Origin of the sequence: Salinigranum rubrum, assembly GCF_002906575.1 — an archaeon.
GTDB classification, from domain to species: Archaea; Halobacteriota; Halobacteria; order Halobacteriales; family Haloferacaceae; genus Salinigranum; species Salinigranum rubrum.
The window spans coordinates 146,937-165,825 of record NZ_CP026311.1 but is presented as its reverse complement, the minus strand read 5'-3'; the positions used below and the strand labels follow the sequence as shown (position 1 = coordinate 165,825).

Sequence of the window (18,889 nt, the reverse complement as noted above, 5' to 3'; positions counted from 1 at the left end):
GCCCACGCCCCGCCCACTACTCTCTCCAATTCACTCTAATGAGTAACTCAGCATCCACAGCCGACAGCAGTACCGATAGCAACAGCACCCAGCGACAGGGCCGACAGGTCGCAAAGCGCGCCTTCGCCGCCGAACTCAACGACGCAACCCACGTCTTCAAAGAGAGTGACGAGGAGCGCGCCCCGAACTTCGCGCTGCTCCCCAGCGGCGAGACCGCGAACCGCTACTTCCTCGTCGGGACCGTCACCGAAGTCAACGACGTTGGCAAGGACAGCGAATATTGGCAGGCCCGAATCGTCGATCCCACGGGGACGGTGTTCGCCTACGCCGGTCAGTACCAGCCCGACGCCGCCGCGTTCCTCTCCGGCCTCGAACCCCCCGCGTACGTCGCTATCACCGCCAAGCCCAGCACGTACGAAACCGACGACGGCAACGTGAACGTCTCCCTTCGGCCCGAGACCATCACCCGCGTCGATGAAGCCACCCGAAACCAGTGGGTGCGCGAAACCATCGACCGGACGGCCGCTCGCCTCGATGCCTTCGATAACGGAGACAAGGACGGTATCGACTCGACCCCCTACGTCGCGATGTGCCGCGAACAGTACGGGGACAACCTCTCGCTCGAAGTCTACCGCGACGCCCTCAACGACGCTCGCGAAGACGTTGGAATGGACGCCGTCCGCGACGACGACGCCGATGGCGAGGTTGAGGTCGAAGCCGAGGCCGAGGCCGACACCAAGGGCGGCTCCACCCGCGTGTACGACGCCGACGACGCCGACCAGAGCGATGACGGCGACCACGACACCGACAGCAACGGCGAGTCCGACCCTGAGGGGGAGACGGAAGAGGGTGCCATCGACGAAGCGGCCCTCGCCTCGGCCGTCGCCAACGCCGGACTTGAGGAGTGATTCGCCGAAAGAGGCCTTCCACAACAGCACTCCAACACGGTCGTTCTCTCTCAGGGGGATACGCAAGTATCCCACCCACGTCTCATCCGCGTTCGATTCGATTACTTGAACGCGAGTGACCCTCCACACGCGACGCCCGATTTTCCGTACAGCGATGCTCCTTAACCTGAGTCGCCCAGCTCCACCAGCACGCCCACTTTGTCTCCCTCGTATCGGTGGAGGGCACTCGTCCGAATCACCAATGGCAACACTCCAAGTCAGCACCGCCTCGAACGCACCGGCCGTCGACCACGAACGCGTCGACGAACTCCGCTCCTTCCTCACCGAGTGGCTCCTCGGAACCGGCCCATTCGATGACCTCACCGCCGACGTCATCGAACCCGAACCCGGGCAAGACGCCGACACCGACATGGAGACGGGTAGCGATACCGAGACCGGCGACACGCCGTCGCCGTATCTCGTCCTGTACGGCTACGCCTCCTTCGGGCCAGCACACCGCCCGACCGTCCGTGACGCTGCCCGCGACCACCTCGACGCCGACGGCGAGCTCGAGGGCCTCAGCGACGACGACCGCGACGCCCTCATCGACGCCGAAACCGAGGACCTCGTGTACGACTACCAGCACGAACACACCGAGGACTTCCTGCGCGAACTCGCAGCATACCTCACCGAACCGTTCATCGTCCAGACCGCCGGCTACGAGAAATGCCGCTTCCCGCTCGTCGGCTACCAGTACACGGTCGACCCCGACGGCGAAATCACCCACGTCTCACTCGCCTGAGTGCTCGTCGCCCCCGGCCCGCAACTCGGACCTCGAGGACGCTCTCGAGTCCCACTCACACTCGGCTGACTCCACTACCAGACTCTCTCATGACGTTCTACGCCCGTCTCTCCGGCTACCTCACGTACCGCACGCACGACCACCTCGACGCTGCGATCCAGCGCCTCATCCGTGGTGCCTGGCTCAACACCGACGAACAGTGGCTCCTCAAAGGCCACCCCCGGCAGGTCCGCGCCGAATCCACCATCGACCACGAACGCAACCTCCTCGTTATTCCGCCCAGCGTCTACCAGAACCTCGGTCGAATCACCACCGAACTGTTCGCCGGGGCCACCGACGGCCTCGTCGTCACGTCCTCGAGCGACAACTGCTTCGACGCCTGGGTCGAGACCCCACTCCTGGACGCTGCTGACATCTCCGCCGGCGACGGCGGCGACGTCTCCTCGATTCAGTGTATCGACCTCGATCAGGTTGCGCGCTCGAACGGCCTCGGCATCAAACGGCTCGGCGATCCCGGGCACGAACGGTGGCAGCGCGACGTACTCGACGCCTTCCACGCTCAGTACGACCCCGACGTCCACGAAATCCTCGAATCCCCCTCCGCACCACCCGAGTGACACCCCAAGCCGGTAACTGTACATCTCCACGACCAGCCAGCCCGTCATCCAGCCACTCATGAACTCAAATCCAACCGATACGCCAGACACGTTCGCCGACCTTCGTGAGCGACTCGACGAGGAATGCGTTCTCCACGCCCTCTCGAAAGCCCGCGAAACCGACTCCGAAACCCCCCCGACAGTCTTCTTCCTCGATGAAGAGACCGGCCGCGTCTATCGCGTCCTCGAAGCCACGCGTGGCTCACCCGACTCCGGGTGGTTCGTCCTCGCCCTCGGCGGCCACAACATCGACGACGGCTACGAACGACAACTCCGCGTCCACGACTCGGATACCCACCGCGTGCTTCTCGAATCCGACCTCGCGTCTAACGATTTCGATGAACCGACGCCCACCGACGGCATCCAGGCAACTACCGATGTTGACGTGGAAGGAACGAGCGATTACCGATTGGATTGTCGCGCCAGCTACCCACACACCGAAGATGGCGAACTCGATTTCCAGACGATGGCCGAGGACCTCGGAATCGCCGAGGTCGCTCCGCACTCCAAAGTATTCATTACAGACGGCACGGGTCACGTCCGGCGTATCGTCTCCTGCGATACCGACCGGGGAGGCGTCCGTCTCCGCGACGAATACAACGGCCAGGAATACGACGTCGAACTCGCCGACCTCTGGTCGGACTGGCGTTACGACGACCTCCAGTTCCGCAAGCGCGCCTTCCTCGACTACGACGACTTCGTCATCGACGATGAACGCCGCCCGGCGTTCGAGAAACTCTTGGACGCGGCGAAAGCCCACGCCGCTGCACAAGACGGAGGGGATGAAGCCCTCGATGAGGCCATCCGCCTGTTCACTAACCTCAACGAACTCCCGTGGACGAGCCGGTGATGTCGGATATACTAATTTGCCCAGGAACAGACAGAACCGGCGTGCTGACTCGATGGAAATTCTGCTATCCCAGCGGAGCGTGAATCAACTATGGGACGCAAGAGACCGAGCTGTATTCCGTGCCGCAGAGCACGTGGTGCTGACTGGTCCGAGTGCGAAAGAAGCCGAGTTATGGGCGTACCAGCCCGGATGCCGCGCCGCGCGGCATCCGGGAAAGCCCGCATAGGTGAATTTCTGATTCACGCACCGGTGTCCCGGAGGAACAGACCATGTACCTCGGAATCGACTTACACAAGCGGTACGCACAGGTGGCAGTAATCAACGACGCTGGAGAAGTCGTCGAAGAGGTTCGCGTCGAGAACGCGAACCTCGACGACCTCGCCCAGCGGTACGCTGGGTCTCGTGCGGTGATCGAGGCGACCAGCAATTACTACCACGTCTACGATACTCTCGCCGAGTATTTGGACGTGACTGTCGCTCATCCCGGCAAATTGACGCTCATCGCTCAGTCGGACAAGAAGACTGATCGCGTCGATGCCAAAGAACTCGCGAGACTGCTTCGGCTCAACTCCGTTCCGGAAAGTTACGTTCCCACCGACGAGATCAGGGAAGCCCGCGCACTCGTGCGCGGGCGACAGACCCTAATCGAAGATCGGACCAAGTTCGCCAACAAGATCCACGGCTTGCTCGCCGATAACGGCATCACGCGGAAAGTGAAGCCACTGAGTGTGAAGGGACGAGAGTTCCTCTGGGAACTCTCGCTCCCGTCCCCGTGGGATGCGTTGTTGGAGTCGTATCTCGACGTGATCAAGACGCTGACCGAGAAAATCACACAGCTCGAAGCGGCGATCGAAGAGCGCGCTGGGTCTCTGACCGAGACCCAGCTGCTCATGACGATTCCAGGTGTCAGCTACTACTCCGCGTTGTTGATTTACGCGGAACTGGGTGAGGTCGATCGGTTCGACGGCCACAAGGAGGTCGTGAGTTACATGGGTCTGAACCCGACGATCCGCGAGTCGGGCGACTCGCGGATCGAGGGTGGCATCTCGAAACGCGGATCTGGACGGGTTCGGTGGATCCTGGTTCAGAGTGCGTACACGGCAGTGTACAACAGTGGAGACGAGTATTTGAGCCGGTTCTTCCACCGGCTGAACAGTCGTATGAATTCGAAGAAGGCGATCGTGGCGACGGCACGGAAACTGCTCGTGTCGATGTACTACATGCTCAACCGAGGGGAGGTATACGATCCACCCGGCGTGAGCACCTGAGAACTGAGGGCCGCCCGCCCGGCGGCCCTCAGTGGCCGGTCGGAGTCAGCGGGAGCGACAGCTCTCTTTATTCACGTTCCCCGCCTGCCGGTTGAACAGCGAACCATCGCCTCGCTGTCTGCCAGTTTTACGATCCCATCACAGGAGTCGTCGACGCGGTGCAAATCATTATTGCGCCAGCCGTTGTTTGTTCGGCCAGCAGAATTTCCATAGGTGAATATAGAGGGTCTATGTCTCAGAGGCGCTACCAGCCTCTCTCGTGCCAAGCCGATAACCGAGGCCGAAAATGACTGCGGGCGCGACGAGGTAAGTTATCGCTGAAAGAGCCAGCTGGTAGGCCACGACCGTCGTCCCGACGGTGCGGGCACGAGGGAGCCACGAGAACGGCTCTCGTCCGGCCACGGCCCCGTTGGCATATACCCCGAGAATCTCACTCCCCATCATATTGAGCAGGAGTACCGCTACCCCCACCAGTAGAGCTGCGCCGACGTGTTTCCATAGCGAGCGGGAATGGAGGGTCATTACCCTCACTCACCATTCAAAGAATAAGTACTTCTCCACAAGCAGTTGCGAGACACGCGCTGTGTATGCAGCACATGTCTGCAAACCTTCTCAACGGCTGTCAGTTCCGGCGTGACCGAGACAGAGGGTGTGTTTAACACGTTGCTGGTCTCTATTTCGGCGGGAATAGAGGCGTCAACGGGGGGTGGGAAGGGGAGCACCTCTGACCAGCATCTCTATGAAGATGATGAAATGTAATAAATATAATGTAATTGGCAACCCTATATATCAAGACATGGCACACGCACCCTCATTTCAGCAGGACTGCTGACACCGATCACTGATCGAGGCATCAAAACAACGTGATATTGGGTTTGCGCTGACTATTGATCGCTCTCAGTTTATTCTCCCCGCTTCGCTAGAGGGGTCGAACTGCCCTTTCCTGGTCTCTTCCGTCCCCTTCCTCACCACTCTCCATGTCCCAACGCTATCTTGAGGCCGCGAACAGCAACGCCCGTCCCGGGCCCCATCCGTCCGGCAGCCCCCTCGGTACCCACCAGCGGGGACTCGCCCCAGCTATCGACTCCGAGCCGTCGTCAGCCCAGAAATTGGCGCCCGAACGCACCCAACCGGTCGGTGACCCAATTTGCCCCGAGTGTGCGACCGATGAACACCTCGTCGTCGACGAGACTGAAACCTTCTGTCAGGCGTGCGGCCTCGTGGTCGCCCGAGACATCCTTGATCGAGAACTCCAGTGGGAGACAACCGCCGATGGCGAACGGCAACCCGCCCGGGGCGGGGCTCCCACGACCATCAGACGCCACGACAAGGGACTCCCGACCGAGATTGGCTCCTACCGCGACGGATACGGAAACGAACTCTCATCGAAGACACAGCGCCAGTTCAAACGCCTTCGCAAATGGGACGACCGCGCGAAGGCGAGTACCACTCACGACCAGTCGCTCCGTACCGGTCTTGGCGAAATCGCCCGTCTCGTGAGTGCGGTCGAACTCCCCGCATCGATCCACGACCGCGCTGCGAGACTCTTTCGCGACGCCTGGGAGCGCAATCTCCTCCGTGGGCGCTCCATCGAAGCCATCGCGACCGCCAGCATCTTCGCCGCCTGTCGCCTCGAACGCCTGCCACGGTTCCTCGAAGAACTCGCCGCCGTTGCCCGCGTCGACGAATCCGATATCAAAAGCGCCTATCGACTGCTGAATCGCGAGCTCGAACTCGCAACGCCACCGCCGCTCCCGCAGGACTTCCTCCCTCGACTCGCCAACGCCGTCGACGCCAACCCCCGGGTCGAGCGACGAGCCCATCAACTCGTCACCGCCCCCGCTGTCGGTGTCCTCGCCAACGGCCGACAGCCCGCCGGCGTCGCCGCCGCGTGCCTCTATCACGCTCACGATGAAAGCGAGCTCACCAACCTCCGGCTCACACAGCAGCGACTCGCCGACGAAGGCTTCTCCACTCCAACGACTATCCGGAACATCCGACGCGAACTTCTCTCGCTTGAGGAGGCCGGTGATCTCCACGATCCAGACGGCTATCTCGACGACTACCTCGGGTAGCCCGGTCGGTCGGCGCGGCATCGCTCCGCACAGGTTCATCGTCCTACGCAACACCTAGACCGACCACCCACTCCACTCTGTTGCGTAGGAGTAATCCACCGCCTCGTTTGTCTCCCTCGGACTCGGTGGAGGACACCCAGAATGGGCACACTCAGCCACCACCGTGCAGCGAATCGCTTCCAGACCGCACTCCGACAGCGTCTCGATGCCGCGTCCGATCCGAACGCGGCCCAGCAAGCCTACGACGACGCACTCGAGGCGCTCATCAGCATCGCCATCGACGAAGTCGAACTCGACCGGGCCGCCCGCTCCATCGCTACCGACCCTGACGCCATCGACTTCCCCGAGACGAACGCACAGTCACACTCGAACTCCACCTCCGAGTCTCAACCATGACGAGTACGTCGACAGCCCCCGTCTCCGAGAGCCGACAGCTCGCAGCCAGCACCCCAGACCATCTTCCAACAAGGCGGGAATCCCGGTCTTCAGGCCGGGAAGGAATCCGACAACTCCCAAACTAACCACGTTCTGACACTCAGCCCACACGCCGACCGTTATCTTTAACTTACGCTATTTCTTACGTTTTGCCGGATGAGGGCTGACTTTGATATGGAACGTGGCGGGCCACTTCACGAAGCCGTGAAGGACTACGCCCGCGACCACGGAATACGCCACTCACGGGCGTACCCCGAACTCCTCCGCAAAGCACTCGAATCCGAAGGCTACGATGTCAACGCCTCAGACAGCGAATAAAACACTGGAAGCCACGCTCGCACCACCCACACGGTGTAAAGAGCAACGTCTCCAGCAAACGCTGTCTGAATACCGAGACGCGCTCAACGACGCCTTCGAGCAACACTGTACGACGATGAGCGCCACGAACGACGTGGTGACGCCGTACAACCTACCGTACCAAGCGAAAGACGCCCTCAAATCCTACGTCCCCAAACTCCACAACACGTACAACGCCAACGAGTTAGACGACGAACACCCGCTCCGTTTCGTGAATCGAGCGGGGAAGTTCGACCGCGACCCCTCGCGTGAATACGAAATTTGCTGGAACGTTCCACAACCCGGTCGCGGAACCAACTTCTGGATACCACTTAGACTGAATCCTGAACAAGAGAAGTTGTGGATCGAACTACTTGATGAGGAGTCGAATACGAAGGTAGGCGAACTTCGCTTGCAGAGACACCGAAAGACGTGGACGCTCCACGTCACCGTCGAATACGAAATCAAGGACACCTCAGAACTATCCGAGACCCCGACCCGGGTTGGATTCGATATTGGCGAGTCAATGTTGGTCACGGGCTGTGCCCTCCAACACGACACCCCCACGAAGCCTCTGTTAATCAACGGGAAAGAAGCCAAACGCATCCGCAAAGAGATGTTCACGACCCTGAAACGCCTGCAAGAGCGAGACGCTTCTGAGTGGCGCGTCGAGGAGCGATTCTCGTACTACCAGAACCGACTCACAGACCTAATCGAGAAAGCGTCTCGTGAGTCCGTGGAGTACGCTCGCCAGTTCGAGAATCCCGTCATCGTGATGGAGGACTTAGCGTACATCCGCGAGTCGCTGGACTACGGGAAGTACATGAATCGACGCCTGCACTCATGGGCCTTCGCTCGGTTGCAGGGTCGAATCGAAGACAAGGCGAAGGACGCCGGTATTCCGGTACGATATGTCCACCCTCAGTACACCTCGAAGACGTGCCACTCGTGCAAGCACATCGGGTATCGGCCTCGACAAGCCGAGTTCAAATGCAAGAACCCAGAGTGCCACGTATCGACGTTCCAAGCAGATATTAACGCGAGTGCGAACATCGCACGTCGCGTAGACCCGTGGGGAGAGAGCCTGCCGTGGAAATCCGCAGGCGATGACTCGCCACAGGACGGGAGCGGTTGTGACACCGCCACGACTCAGTGTGAGCAGAGCGAGACACCCTCGCAAATGACACTCACAACGTTCCAAGAGTCGAAACCCACTGCCAGCGACGACTAACTGGCATTCCCACCGTGTGGGACGCCCTGTCGTTTACGACGGGGAGGATGTCACCGCCTCAGTATCGTCCTGCGCGATTACTCTCACCAACGCTGGTTCGTCCCTGTGCGATACCGACGCTCAGTTTTGGCCCCCCAAGGGCGGTGAGGGGACAGAGATGAGCATCATCCCCACCGTGACTGCGTTGCTCGCTCGCCAACTCCTCAACCGACACGACGAGCTGCCGAGTTCGACCACCGACGCACGGTCGAACACCCAGAACCGCACCGACGCAGACCAACCACCCGAACACGCTCGAAACCGATGAGTACCAACATCGAATCCGACACCGCCGATGCACAGCCCGCGACTACTCCCGACGTCGAATCTGAAACCGAACCTGAAGCCGAATCAGAATCCGAGATCGACACCCACCCGGAACCCGGGGTCGAAACAGAAGCCGAACCGGAATCCGACCCCAGCGTCGACACTGACACTAACACTGACGGAGACGGAGACGAAGCCGCCGAGAGCGACACCGAGGGGGAGACGGAGGCCGAACCAGAAAGCGAAGGTGGCGACGACGACGCAGAGGTCGTCACGAGCCCGCCCCAGCAGTTCACCGCCGCCATCAAGGGCGGAGCGATCAAGGAATTCGTCAGCACGCTTCGCGCCGTCGTCGACGAAGCGAAAATTCGCGTCGGCCCAGACGGTATCCACACCCGAGCCGTCGACCCCGCCAACGTCGCGATGTACGACGTCTCTCTCGCAGCCGGCGCTTTCGAGTCCTACGACGCTACCGAGGGCGTCCTCGGTGTCAACCTCGAACGCTTCGAGGAAGTCCTCAAACTCGCCAAGAAAAACGACCTCGTCCAACTCTCGTTCAACACCACGTCGTTCAAGCTCGTCATTCACATCGACGGCGTCGAGTTCACGATGGCGCTCATCGACCCCGACAGCATCCGCAAAGAGCCCGAAATCCCCGAGATGGACCTGCCCATCTCCCTCACGCTCGAGGAAGCACAAATCTCGCGTGGCGTCAAGGCCGCCGATATGGTCTCCGACCACATTCGCTTCCGCTGTGACGAGGCCGAGACCACCGTCTACATCGAAGCCGAAGGCGACACCGACAACGTCAGTCTCGAACTCGCGGATGACGACCTCGTCGCGCTCACGGCCGCTGACGGCAACGCACTATACAGCCTCGACTACGTCAACGATATCTCCAAACAGTTCCCCACGGGCACGGAGATCACGCTCACCTTCGGCGGCGACTTCCCGATGATGTTCGAGTACCAGTTCAGCGACGGCGAATGCGACGTCCTCGCGATGCTCGCCCCGCGTATTCAGAGCGACTAGTCGACGCGCCCACCCCGTCGTATCGCACGCCACGCACCACACTCTGTGCACTACCTCAGATCCTCATGAACTCCCTCACCACCCTCAGCGACGGCGAAACCTACGCCGACGTTCGCCTCGGCGACGACTTCATCGTCACCATCGACCGCACCGCCCGCAAGGACGCCATCACCATCCGCGTCTTCCATCCCGATACGCCAGAGACTCCCGTCGGCGAACACCACCTCAACCTCACTCTCAACGACGATTCCATCTCCGGGACGCCGGGCGAATCCACCCAGAACAACACCGATCCCACCGGGGCGCTCGGCTGAGATGGCTCTCGACCGCTACGCAGCGCCTCTCGCTATCGTTGAATCCGAAGCCGAGTCCGGCGACCAACGCAAATGTCCGTATTGTCGGTGGAACTCGCACACGCTGTACCGACTCGACAGCTGGCCCGCCGACCACGCCGGATGTGCCTACTGCGTCCTCGAGTTCCTCAGCAGCGACGAGTACCTCATCTATCACGACCGCGACCACAGCGCAGCACCGACCGGCCCGCCTACATCCGAGCACGCCACCGGCTAACCAGCTCACCTCACACCATGCCAGCCAAAACCGACTACTCCAGAAAGACCAAGTGGAAGACCGAACCGTACCGAGGCGAACGCTCCATCGGAGGCAACTTCGTCTACTCCGGGGAGAACCTTCTGGATAAGCATCTGTTCGTCCATCGTGTCGCCCCTGGCGGCTTCGATTGGGGGCCCGACGCCTCCGACGAGAAAGCCTGCCAACTCGCCATCGCGCTCCTCGCCCCGTACAAAGGCGTGGACTACGCCGTCGAACACCACCACCTGTTCGCCGAGAACTTCGTCCGGCGCGAACTCACTGATGACACCTGGGAAATCAAGCGGAGCGACTTCCGGAGTCCAGACTACGTCCGTGCCATCGACGGTCGCGACTATCCAGCGAATACCGCCCCCAGTCCAGAGGCTATGCCCGCTCTCGAGAACGTCGACCTCGACGCCATCACGTACGCTGAGGAGATCGCACTCACAGAGAAATTCGACGATGTCCTCTGGCCCAGCGGCAACCGGCGCGACAACCTCCGTCGTCTCCTCGCCATCTGGAACGGTGAGGAAGACCCGAGTACCGACTCCATCTCCTCGAGTACCCTGTATCGGGTTCCGGGCCTCTCCATTCCCTCGAACGCCCGCAGTACGCTCGTCCGCGAGTTCGACACGATGGGCGACCTCGCCGGCTGGATCTGCTTCGGTCGTCACCACGAGCGATTAAACGGCATTAGCAAAGCGACCGCGAAGAAACTCACCGCCGCTCGCCCCGGCCTCGTCCAGTACTTCGGCGGTGAAGAGTACATCCCCGAACACGGTGGCCGGGAAATGACGCTTTCGGAAGCCACGGGCGGGGAAAGCGCCCAACAGACGTTCCGGAGCGCCCTCGCAGACGGTGATGATGCCTGACGCCACAGCTCGCTCTCAACCCCTGAGCAGTACCCGTATGATACGGGTTCTACACGTTCTCTTGGATTCTTCCTCTCCTCCCCGTCCGTCGAGCTGGGAGTCGCGGCCTGCAGTCTGCTTGTTCCTACGCAACAGACCCACTCGCCGGCCGGTCCAGCCGTTGCGTAGGACTCGTTTTGTCTCCCCCGGAAGCTGTGGAGGGCGGACGTCCACACGGAGCGCTCCTAGCGCGTTGTGTCGACACCAACGGCTCAGCGCGGTTCTGCGTGGGCGTACCACAACTCGCCCTCCGTCCTCAGAACGGAACACCCTCCGTTCTTTCTCCCCTACAGAGGGCGCACCGACACGCCATTCGTCAGAGGCACCACTTTCCCGTTCACCCCGATCTCCTCTCCCCTCTCCGCTGAGGCTCCTGTCCTGACCTCTCTTCGTCCGTTTCTTCTCGAACCGATGCACTGCCCCCGACCGTACTTCCACCTCCGTTCTCCGGTCTCTCTCAACAACCGCTGAGCCACCCATTGGCGGTTGCCACTTTTCGTACGAGGAAACACTCCACTCCAATGTCCACAGAACCCACCACCACGTCCGATACCGAATCGCCCACCTCGACCGAGACCGAGACTGAAACCGAAGCCACGGCCGAGGGCAAGAATACGAAAACTAACGAAACCCAGCACGCGAACAGCGGGGACGCGTCCGGGGTGACCGACCGCCCAGCCGTCGCCCTGGCCGACCTCCTCACCCGAGAGACCGACATCAAATTTGCCGGCCTCACCGAGACCGACAGCGGGTCGTATCCCGATGAAATCCCACCGGAAACCCGGTGTCTCGCCGATTCACCTCGCTCATTCAAAGAGGCGATTCGCGTCCTGCCGAAGGCCAGTCCAGGTGAACTCTGGGCGACCAACGACTTCGTCGAATCGAGCGGCCGCGTCGATACCACCGCCATCCGCGATGTGCATGGCCTCGATATCGACGCCCTCGAAGCCGCCACTGATCGCTCACTCGAGGACCTCGCCGCTGGGAGTAGCGCCGACGCCGTCGTTCGCGTCCGTGACCACAAGGACATCGTCGACGACCGCCGGAAAGCATTGAACGCCCTGGGCTACGATGTCAAATTCCGCTGGCAGATCGCCAGCGACTCCTACAGCATCATCAACCCACAGGACGCGTATCTCCCCATCATCAGTGCACTCCAGCAACGGGGCGAAACCGACGCCTTCGGATGGGTATCCTACCGCGACTGGGGCGGCCTGCTCAAAATGGTCGTCATCTGTCCCAGCCTCCGCCACGTCGTCTCCGGTGGGGAAGCAGACCTCGAGGACGCCGTCGACGAAGGCGGTATCACGAGCGTCGTCAGCACCGCTCAGGCCGACAGTGACACGAGTGATACAGAGACCGACTCCCACTCCGACTCCGATGCCCCGGAGACAGTTGTTTACGGCGGGTTTCAAACCGGGTACGACTTCCGAGGCACGCAAACACTCTGGGCGAGGCCCATCCTGTTCTTCCCCGACTCGGGGACAGTCCTCCCCGATATGGGTGAGCGCTACACGCGACGCCACTACGGGCAGGCGACGAACGCCGCCCACGAGCGCAAACAGGGCCGCGTTCCGATCAGCGAGTGGTGGCGGAACATCTACGACGACATCGACACGCGGATGATCGAAGTCGATACCGCCATCCGACGGACCCGCGCCATCGCCTACGACTTCGACGACCTCCCCTTCTCGCTCGAAGACTGCTACACCTACTGGGGGGTCGCGTTCAAATACGCCGAGCGCGCCGCCGTGCGTGTAACCTCAATCGCCAAGCCCGCACACCGCCCCACCGTCTTCAACATCCAGCTCTCGTTGCTCATCGCACTCCTTGAGGAATACGACGGCTCGAAGGCCTCGGACTCCTATCAGGAGTATCTCGAAGTCGCCGGAGAACTGTTCAGGAAGCCCGCGATGATGATTCAGTTGGCGATGCAGGAACACGACCGGCGAGCCGATACGGATGCCGAACGAGTTCTCCCTGAGAGTCAACAGACGCTTTCAGACGCTCTCGAGGACATCGTCGATATTCCCGGCATCAGCGTCGATACCGAAGCCGACCTCACCGACCAGCAGGCCCAGCGCGTCCAAGACCGACTCCAGCAGCGGCTTGGCGACGCCTAGCCCACTCACAGCGGGCCCGAAAGCGTCTCGAACGCACCGCAGATGGCCTCTCTCGAGTCACCGGAGGCCGCCTCCAGCCACCGACCGTTGCACGTGGCCGGAGGCGAATTGAGTATCGTTTGTCGCTCCCGGAAGCGTGGAGGAGCCGAACAGACTCGGCCTCGCAAACTTAACCCCATGTCCTCAACCACGACATCCGGTAGTCCCGACAGTCCAGACAGCCCCGAGGAGCAGGTCATCCTCTCACACCTCGTGAATCGACTCCTACAGCGCGAAGGCGGAAACATCCCCGTCGAACGCGTCACCCTCCGCGTCTCCGACTACGCCGACCTCTCCGACCAGGACGCCGCCGACCTCATCGACGACGGCGCAGACGCAGGCATCTACACGCTGAATCGGTCACAGAGCGGAAGCGCCACTATCGCCGGTGTCTCACCACAGGGGCCCGAACCACAGGTCATCACCGACGCCTTCGGCGAACTCCAACACGACACCGGCGCAGACTTCCGCGTCATCAGCGTCGTCACCGACTCGATCAACGACGCCCTCCACGACGCCGGCTACGATGATTTCACCGCACTCGCGAACGCCAGCACCGACGACATCGCCGGCCTCACCGGAACCCTCACCGAAAGCCGCGCCGAGAATCTCCTCAAAGAAGCCCAGCGACACGTCCCCGTGGGGCACCGCCTCGCACAGCGAGCCGCCGCTTTCTACAGCCAACGGAGCAATCCAGACACCGGCCTCGGTGAAGCCCGCGTCACCGACCTCTCGCTCGTCACCGAATCCGTCGGCGAACCGCGCTTCTTAGCCGAAGGCTGGGACCCCGACGACGAACGTGGGATGTACGTCTCCAGCATCGGTCGGAACGCCGGGACTCCCGTCCCTACGGGTCTCCACATCCTCGACAACCCCGACCATCCCAGCGTCCCGAAGGCCGCGACCCATCCCGATGCGAGCTACGATGCTCTCCCTGTCGACGAACACGGTGAGGTCATCCCACCGGCCGTTCCCATCGACCCCCGCCTCCAGCTCCCGCTCGACGAACTCATCGCGAAGAAACTCGCCCGTGGACTCGTCCCCGTTAGAGTTGTTGGCCCCCGGGGATCGGGGAAGAACTACCTGCTCAAGTACCTCTGCCACAAGACGAACCGTGGCTACCAGTCCATCGACGTCGATCGAGCGACTGAACCCGAGGACCTCTTCGGGCCGCTCGTTCCCGACGGCGACGTCATCGTGCCCCGCAACGGCGCCGTGAAACAAGGACTGCTGAACGGCGATACCATCGTCATCAACGAGTTCCCCGTCATGCAGGCTGGCGCGGCCATCGCACTCCACCGGCTCCTGAACGAGGGGACGCTCCTCGTCAAATCCCACGGGGAACTCGTTGAGCCCCACCCCTCTGCGCGACTCGTCATCACGATGAACCCGCCCACCAGAGAGTACCGCGACTCCGAGCCGATGAACTCCGCCACCCGTGGTCGGTTCCGAGCGTTTGAGCAGCCTTACATCCAGGACGTTGAGGAGGAAGTCGAGACGCTCGACCGCCAGGTGAACAGTACGGACGTCGTGGTGGACCGCCCGACGCTCCGGAAGATCGTCCAGTTCGCTCACCAGACGCGGCAGAACGAGTCCTGGCCGACGCTGTCGACCCGGAATCTCACCATCCTCTGCGAACACATCGAGGATGGAGCGTCACCGAAGGCCGCGACGAAGAACGAGCTCTGGGCGGTCGCAGAACCGAATCAGTATCCCGAGGATGCCTACGAAACCCTCAACGACTACCTGTAGGGGCGTGTGTCATCCTCGCAGTGGTTCAGTGGAACAATTCCGAACCTCGTGCCTCGTCAACATGGTCGATCACGTCGGGCGCAGGGAGGGTAATCTCGAAACGGGCACCGCCAGACTCACCCTCGTTCACATTGATCTCTCCGCCGTGGATGCAGACAACCTTCCGGACCAGCGTCAGTCCTAATCCCGTCCCACTGGAAGTGTGCCCGAACTCGAAAATCTCCTTCATCCGATCGTGCGCCTGCTTCACCGTCTCCAGATACTCACTCTCGCCCTCAATTCCTCTGGTATGAGGACTAGCCGTCAAATAATCACTCAGTATATACAGTTGGCTTGTCCTCGAATCGCTGTCGACACTCTTCGCTGCAGAAAAAGTATGTCTCCCCACCGTGTCGGACAGTAGCGACTGAGTCGCTAGATGTGAGTTCCATTCCACAGACAGGGTCGGTTGGCATTCAAGAAACTGGTTCGCTCTCCAGTCGAATGGTCATTTCGGAATGGTTCAACACGTATCTATTAGGGAACGACGGAAGAAGTTCATACTATCTCTGATGGTCAGATTTTCTCTCCGGCTGCTCCGAATTCTGAGGAAGCTCTTCCCGTTTGTGATACTATTCCTTCGCGACCGGCGTCGGTATCTGCTCTTTGGGCACTCACGTTCGCTCTCTCGAGAGACACACGAACTGCGTGCTCGCCGACTTCGCGACGCCATGCTGGATCTCGGCCCGACGTTCGTGAAAATCGGACAGGTTCTCTCAACTCGCCCCGACGTCGTCCCGCAGGTGTACGCCGAGGAGTTCGTCACGCTGCAGGATGCAGTCCCGACAGGCCCATATCGCGAGATGATTCCCGCACTCGCCGATGATGTCGGCTATCACTCTTACGACGACTTCGATCCGGAACCGATCGCTGGCGGGTCATTGGCGCAGGTGTATCGGGGGACGTATCAAGGTGACCAGGTCGTCGTGAAGGTTCGACGACCAGGCATCAAAGATCTCATCGAGACCGATCTGCGCATCATTCGCCGACTCATCCCGCTGGTGATGCTGGTTGCCCCCGAGCGCCTCCAGTTTTCCCTCCGAAACATGGCCGACGACTTCGAGCGCATCATTCTGGAGGAACTCGACTTCGAGAGGGAAGCCCGGATGATGAACGAGATCAGGGCAAATTTCGAGAGTGACGGAAACGAGTCGGTCGTCATCCCACGGGTCTACCAGGATGTTTCCTCGGAACGTGTCCTCACCATGGCCTACGTCGAGGGGACGAAGGTCACCGACGTCGACAACCTCGAAGCCGAGGGCCACGACCCGGAGCGTGTCGCGAGGGACGTGGCGAATGCGTACTTCACGATGGGGCTCGAACACGGTGTGTATCACGGCGATCCACATCCCGGTAACCTCGCCGTCGATGAGGAGGGTCGTATCGTCTTCTATGATTTTGGGATGAGTGGCCGATTCACACCAGCTATGCAGAATAGCGTCGTGAATCTCTATCTCGCCGCCGTCAATCGAAATGTCGACGGAATCATCGACGAACTCATCGCGCTCGGGGCGCTCGATCCTGACGCTAATCGAGCGGCCGTTGGTCACGTCCTCGAATTGGTCATCGAGGATTTGGAGGGCAGCGAGACCGTGGATTGGCAGCGGATCATCAGCGAGGTGACCGGGATGCTCCACGAGTTCCCGTTTCGTATTCCTCCAGATATCATGCTCGTCCTCCGGGTTGGCTCGATCAGCGAAGGGGTTCTCAGACAGCTCGATCCGGAGTTCGATTTCCTCGCAGCTGCACAGACGTTCCTCCGCGAGCACGGCTTCATGGAACGAGCCGCCCGGATGAAACTCGCCGAGATGCGAGGTGAGCTCGAGGCGTCACTCTGGGCGCTGCTTCGACTCCCGACGAAACTCGAACGAGAGCTAGATGCACGAGAGACAGAACGAACACGCACCGCCACTCGTCCTCAGCAACAGGGGTCACGCTCGCTCGGGTATGCGATTCTTGCAGCCGCGTCACTTATCGGAACTGCACTGCTCGTCTCGGTGGAGCCTACCTACTCGCTTCTGGGACTGGGTGTCGTTCTCGTCTTCCTCTATCTGTTCGTCCGGTCCTCACGTGATGACTCACCATGAGAGGGTGGCGATCGTCTAGCAATTGTCCAGCGAACTCTCGACGAACCCTGCCATGACGCGATCTACTCGGAGCTTTCGAGGGTACGTTTATCCAGCCGAATCGTGGTAGGCAGTTCGTCCTCCTCGATATAGGATGAGGGCGGCGACGCCGAGTGCAGTTCCGATGAGGAGGACGAGACTGAGGTCGTGGAGGATCCGAATGCCGTAGGTGTGGCTGACCGTCTTACTCGCCACTGCGATGCTATCGAGAAGTAGCATTACCGCAAAATAGCCCATCAACGCGCTCTCGTCGACGATGTCGGTGAGGCGCGAACCGACGTACGACCCGAGGATACTCCCGCCGAGTAACGGAATGACGACCGAGAAATGGACTGCATCTTCCTGAAGATAGCGAACCGACCCGAACGCACTGGACCCTGCAATCTGGAAGATATCGGTCCCGACTGCGATCGATTTCGAGATACCCACTCCGTAGACGAGACTCGGAATCATCAGGAACCCGCCCCCGACGCCGAGGAAACCAGAGAGTGTTCCGATAGCGAGGCCAACTATGAGGATGAGCCAAACCGAGACGCGTACATCTGATTGGAGACTGAGTACTGGGGGCAATTGACTGAGCGTGTACCGTTCGAACACTGGTGAGGAACGCCGGTCACCGGGGTTGACGAGACGATCCCGTCGCACCCGTTGGAGGATGAGCAATCCGACTCCTGCCAACAGGACGACGTAGGCGACACTGATGGTGAAATCCGCGAGTTCCTTCTCGGCGAGCCAGAAGAGTACCCGTCTGCCAGCCTCGATACCGACAGCCGTCCCGAGGATGAGGAGAACTCCCAGCCGGTAGTCGATGTGTCCGGCAGACCGGTGTGTGACCGCAGCGGCGATAGAGGTACCGAATACGAATACGAGACCGGAACCGACGGCGGCTTCGGCGGGGTGGCCGAGCACGAGGAGCGCCGGGGTGACAAAGAAGCTCCCGCCCAGTCCGAAGAACCCGAAGAGGATACCCACTACGAGCCCGAATCCAACGAAGAACAGTGCTTCTGATTCTATGAGTACCATCTTGCTTCAACTGCTCCCTTCTTATTGGATGGGAACGTGCTTATGACTCACCAAATAATAGATAATTGACCGTTGGGTTCTGATTTAATCTCGAGGCTCGCTGTTGCGTGTTCGATTCGAAGGGCCGGCTGGTCAACTGGGCTTTCACCAATTACGTCGAATTCGGTGGTTGTTTGCTCGTGTCTACCTGGCCAGACGAGCGCTCCGTGGAGATCATAGGGCTCGTAACGAGCTGCGACCTCCTGGATGATCTTGACGCCGTTGAGTTCGTCGTCGTGGACAGCCGCAGTCAGAAAGACGCACGGACCGTCCGACGTGCCGTTGATGATCATACCCGGAATTTCGAGTGCGTCGCCGTGATACGTCTCACTTCACGCGAAACGGAACGACTCCTCTCCCCCGGTGTG

At 60.8% G+C, this 18,889-nt stretch carries 20 protein-coding genes and 1 pseudogene; 16 read left to right on the top strand and 5 right to left on the bottom strand.

The window, feature by feature from the left end; genetic code table 11:
- Nucleotides 1-38 precede the first annotated feature (38 nt).
- The 5 genes from C2R22_RS23025 (at nucleotide 39) to C2R22_RS23005 (ending at nucleotide 4,463) form a co-directional block, all read left to right on the top strand.
- Nucleotides 39-908, top strand: coding sequence for an RPA family protein (locus tag C2R22_RS23025; RefSeq protein WP_245903088.1), 870 nt, complete (start codon nucleotides 39-41; stop codon nucleotides 906-908).
- Between the two features lie 241 nt (nucleotides 909-1,149).
- The gene (locus C2R22_RS23020; protein ID WP_103428095.1) at nucleotides 1,150-1,689 is read left to right on the top strand and encodes a hypothetical protein; all 540 of its coding nucleotides are present in this window, start codon (nucleotides 1,150-1,152) and stop codon (nucleotides 1,687-1,689) included.
- Nucleotides 1,690-1,778: 89 nt separating this feature from the next.
- Nucleotides 1,779-2,306, top strand: coding sequence for a hypothetical protein (locus C2R22_RS23015; RefSeq protein ID WP_103428094.1), 528 nt, complete (start codon nucleotides 1,779-1,781; stop codon nucleotides 2,304-2,306).
- A 58-nt stretch (nucleotides 2,307-2,364) separates the two neighbouring features.
- Nucleotides 2,365-3,195, top strand: a complete 831-nt coding sequence (locus tag C2R22_RS23010; protein WP_103428093.1) for a hypothetical protein — start codon at nucleotides 2,365-2,367, stop codon at nucleotides 3,193-3,195.
- Between the two features lie 269 nt (nucleotides 3,196-3,464).
- Nucleotides 3,465-4,463, top strand: a complete 999-nt coding sequence (locus C2R22_RS23005; RefSeq protein WP_103428092.1) for an IS110 family RNA-guided transposase — start codon at nucleotides 3,465-3,467, stop codon at nucleotides 4,461-4,463.
- 228 nt (nucleotides 4,464-4,691) lie between these two features.
- On the opposite strand, the gene C2R22_RS23000 is transcribed toward C2R22_RS23005, so the two are convergent.
- Nucleotides 4,692-4,985 carry a hypothetical protein gene (locus C2R22_RS23000; RefSeq protein WP_103428091.1) on the bottom strand — a complete coding sequence of 98 codons (294 nt, stop codon included), beginning with the start codon at nucleotides 4,983-4,985 and terminating at the stop codon, nucleotides 4,692-4,694.
- 455 nt (nucleotides 4,986-5,440) lie between these two features.
- Between C2R22_RS23000 and C2R22_RS22995 the strand changes: the two genes are divergently transcribed.
- From C2R22_RS22995 to C2R22_RS22955, 10 genes are all read left to right on the top strand, one after another.
- On the top strand, nucleotides 5,441-6,538 hold the full coding sequence (locus C2R22_RS22995; RefSeq protein ID WP_103428090.1) for a transcription initiation factor IIB: 1,098 nt from the start codon (nucleotides 5,441-5,443) through the stop codon (nucleotides 6,536-6,538).
- 141 nt (nucleotides 6,539-6,679) lie between these two features.
- Nucleotides 6,680-6,934, top strand: coding sequence for a hypothetical protein (locus C2R22_RS22990; RefSeq protein WP_103428089.1), 255 nt, complete (start codon nucleotides 6,680-6,682; stop codon nucleotides 6,932-6,934).
- Between the two features lie 331 nt (nucleotides 6,935-7,265).
- Nucleotides 7,266-8,540, top strand: a complete 1,275-nt coding sequence (locus C2R22_RS22985; RefSeq protein ID WP_103428088.1) for an RNA-guided endonuclease TnpB family protein — start codon at nucleotides 7,266-7,268, stop codon at nucleotides 8,538-8,540.
- Nucleotides 8,541-8,697: 157 nt separating this feature from the next.
- A complete protein-coding gene (locus C2R22_RS25410; RefSeq protein ID WP_162562633.1) occupies nucleotides 8,698-8,847 on the top strand; it encodes a hypothetical protein in 150 nt (49 codons plus the stop codon).
- Nucleotides 8,844-9,878: a DNA polymerase sliding clamp gene (locus tag C2R22_RS22980; protein WP_103428087.1), complete on the top strand. Its 1,035-nt coding sequence runs from the start codon at nucleotides 8,844-8,846 to the stop codon at nucleotides 9,876-9,878. Before C2R22_RS25410 ends, C2R22_RS22980 begins: the two co-directional genes overlap by 4 nt.
- Nucleotides 9,879-9,943: 65 nt before the next feature.
- Nucleotides 9,944-10,192: a hypothetical protein gene (locus C2R22_RS22975; RefSeq protein ID WP_103428086.1), complete on the top strand. Its 249-nt coding sequence runs from the start codon at nucleotides 9,944-9,946 to the stop codon at nucleotides 10,190-10,192.
- A 1-nt stretch (nucleotide 10,193) separates the two neighbouring features.
- Nucleotides 10,194-10,448, top strand: a complete 255-nt coding sequence (locus C2R22_RS22970) for a hypothetical protein (protein WP_103428085.1) — start codon at nucleotides 10,194-10,196, stop codon at nucleotides 10,446-10,448.
- A gap of 17 nt (nucleotides 10,449-10,465) precedes the next feature.
- Complete coding sequence (locus C2R22_RS22965; protein ID WP_103428084.1) at nucleotides 10,466-11,341, top strand: DUF6166 domain-containing protein; 876 nt, start codon at nucleotides 10,466-10,468, stop codon at nucleotides 11,339-11,341.
- Nucleotides 11,342-11,901: 560 nt separating this feature from the next.
- Complete coding sequence (locus C2R22_RS22960; RefSeq protein ID WP_245903087.1) at nucleotides 11,902-13,503, top strand: hypothetical protein; 1,602 nt, start codon at nucleotides 11,902-11,904, stop codon at nucleotides 13,501-13,503.
- 177 nt (nucleotides 13,504-13,680) lie between these two features.
- Nucleotides 13,681-15,294 (top strand): AAA family ATPase, encoded by a 1,614-nt coding sequence (locus C2R22_RS22955; protein ID WP_103428083.1) that lies wholly within the window; start codon nucleotides 13,681-13,683, stop codon nucleotides 15,292-15,294.
- Between the two features lie 25 nt (nucleotides 15,295-15,319).
- On the opposite strand, the gene C2R22_RS22950 is transcribed toward C2R22_RS22955, so the two are convergent.
- Nucleotides 15,320-15,523, bottom strand: coding sequence for an ATP-binding protein (locus C2R22_RS22950; protein WP_103428082.1), 204 nt, complete (start codon nucleotides 15,521-15,523; stop codon nucleotides 15,320-15,322).
- An 82-nt stretch (nucleotides 15,524-15,605) separates the two neighbouring features.
- Complete coding sequence (locus C2R22_RS22945) at nucleotides 15,606-15,725, bottom strand: YHS domain-containing protein (RefSeq protein ID WP_245903114.1); 120 nt, start codon at nucleotides 15,723-15,725, stop codon at nucleotides 15,606-15,608.
- A gap of 279 nt (nucleotides 15,726-16,004) precedes the next feature.
- Here C2R22_RS22945 and C2R22_RS22940 point away from each other — a divergent pair, with 279 nt between their 5' ends.
- On the top strand, nucleotides 16,005-17,420 hold the full coding sequence (locus C2R22_RS22940; RefSeq protein WP_162562632.1) for an ABC1 kinase family protein: 1,416 nt from the start codon (nucleotides 16,005-16,007) through the stop codon (nucleotides 17,418-17,420).
- A gap of 87 nt (nucleotides 17,421-17,507) precedes the next feature.
- Here C2R22_RS22940 and C2R22_RS22935 read toward each other — a convergent pair whose 3' ends face one another.
- Both C2R22_RS22935 and C2R22_RS26735 read right to left on the bottom strand, forming a co-directional pair.
- Nucleotides 17,508-18,482 carry a sulfite exporter TauE/SafE family protein gene (locus C2R22_RS22935; RefSeq protein WP_103428079.1) on the bottom strand — a complete coding sequence of 325 codons (975 nt, stop codon included), beginning with the start codon at nucleotides 18,480-18,482 and terminating at the stop codon, nucleotides 17,508-17,510.
- A gap of 194 nt (nucleotides 18,483-18,676) precedes the next feature.
- Nucleotides 18,677-18,853, bottom strand: a pseudogene (locus C2R22_RS26735) (succinylglutamate desuccinylase/aspartoacylase family protein); the annotation flags it as partial.
- Nucleotides 18,854-18,889 lie beyond the last annotated feature (36 nt).

What these genes read in the sequence shown, in the direction of transcription:
- C2R22_RS23025 (WP_245903088.1), top strand. Translation starts at nt 39, where the DNA reads ATGAGTAACTCAGCATCCACAGCCGACAGCAGTACCGATAGCAACAGC.
- C2R22_RS23020 (WP_103428095.1), top strand. Translation starts at nt 1,150, where the DNA reads ATGGCAACACTCCAAGTCAGCACCGCCTCGAACGCACCGGCCGTCGAC.
- C2R22_RS23015 (WP_103428094.1), top strand. Translation starts at nt 1,779, where the DNA reads ATGACGTTCTACGCCCGTCTCTCCGGCTACCTCACGTACCGCACGCAC.
- C2R22_RS23010 (WP_103428093.1), top strand. Translation starts at nt 2,365, where the DNA reads ATGAACTCAAATCCAACCGATACGCCAGACACGTTCGCCGACCTTCGT.
- C2R22_RS23005 (WP_103428092.1), top strand. Translation starts at nt 3,465, where the DNA reads ATGTACCTCGGAATCGACTTACACAAGCGGTACGCACAGGTGGCAGTA.
- C2R22_RS23000 (WP_103428091.1), bottom strand. Translation starts at nt 4,985, where the DNA reads ATGACCCTCCATTCCCGCTCGCTATGGAAACACGTCGGCGCAGCTCTA.
- C2R22_RS22995 (WP_103428090.1), top strand. Translation starts at nt 5,441, where the DNA reads ATGTCCCAACGCTATCTTGAGGCCGCGAACAGCAACGCCCGTCCCGGG.
- C2R22_RS22990 (WP_103428089.1), top strand. Translation starts at nt 6,680, where the DNA reads ATGGGCACACTCAGCCACCACCGTGCAGCGAATCGCTTCCAGACCGCA.
- C2R22_RS22985 (WP_103428088.1), top strand. Translation starts at nt 7,266, where the DNA reads ATGTCAACGCCTCAGACAGCGAATAAAACACTGGAAGCCACGCTCGCA.
- C2R22_RS25410 (WP_162562633.1), top strand. Translation starts at nt 8,698, where the DNA reads ATGAGCATCATCCCCACCGTGACTGCGTTGCTCGCTCGCCAACTCCTC.
- C2R22_RS22980 (WP_103428087.1), top strand. Translation starts at nt 8,844, where the DNA reads ATGAGTACCAACATCGAATCCGACACCGCCGATGCACAGCCCGCGACT.
- C2R22_RS22975 (WP_103428086.1), top strand. Translation starts at nt 9,944, where the DNA reads ATGAACTCCCTCACCACCCTCAGCGACGGCGAAACCTACGCCGACGTT.
- C2R22_RS22970 (WP_103428085.1), top strand. Translation starts at nt 10,194, where the DNA reads ATGGCTCTCGACCGCTACGCAGCGCCTCTCGCTATCGTTGAATCCGAA.
- C2R22_RS22965 (WP_103428084.1), top strand. Translation starts at nt 10,466, where the DNA reads ATGCCAGCCAAAACCGACTACTCCAGAAAGACCAAGTGGAAGACCGAA.
- C2R22_RS22960 (WP_245903087.1), top strand. Translation starts at nt 11,902, where the DNA reads ATGTCCACAGAACCCACCACCACGTCCGATACCGAATCGCCCACCTCG.
- C2R22_RS22955 (WP_103428083.1), top strand. Translation starts at nt 13,681, where the DNA reads ATGTCCTCAACCACGACATCCGGTAGTCCCGACAGTCCAGACAGCCCC.
- C2R22_RS22950 (WP_103428082.1), bottom strand. Translation starts at nt 15,523, where the DNA reads ATGAAGGAGATTTTCGAGTTCGGGCACACTTCCAGTGGGACGGGATTA.
- C2R22_RS22945 (WP_245903114.1), bottom strand. Translation starts at nt 15,725, where the DNA reads ATGGAACTCACATCTAGCGACTCAGTCGCTACTGTCCGACACGGTGGG.
- C2R22_RS22940 (WP_162562632.1), top strand. Translation starts at nt 16,005, where the DNA reads ATGCTGGATCTCGGCCCGACGTTCGTGAAAATCGGACAGGTTCTCTCA.
- C2R22_RS22935 (WP_103428079.1), bottom strand. Translation starts at nt 18,482, where the DNA reads ATGGTACTCATAGAATCAGAAGCACTGTTCTTCGTTGGATTCGGGCTC.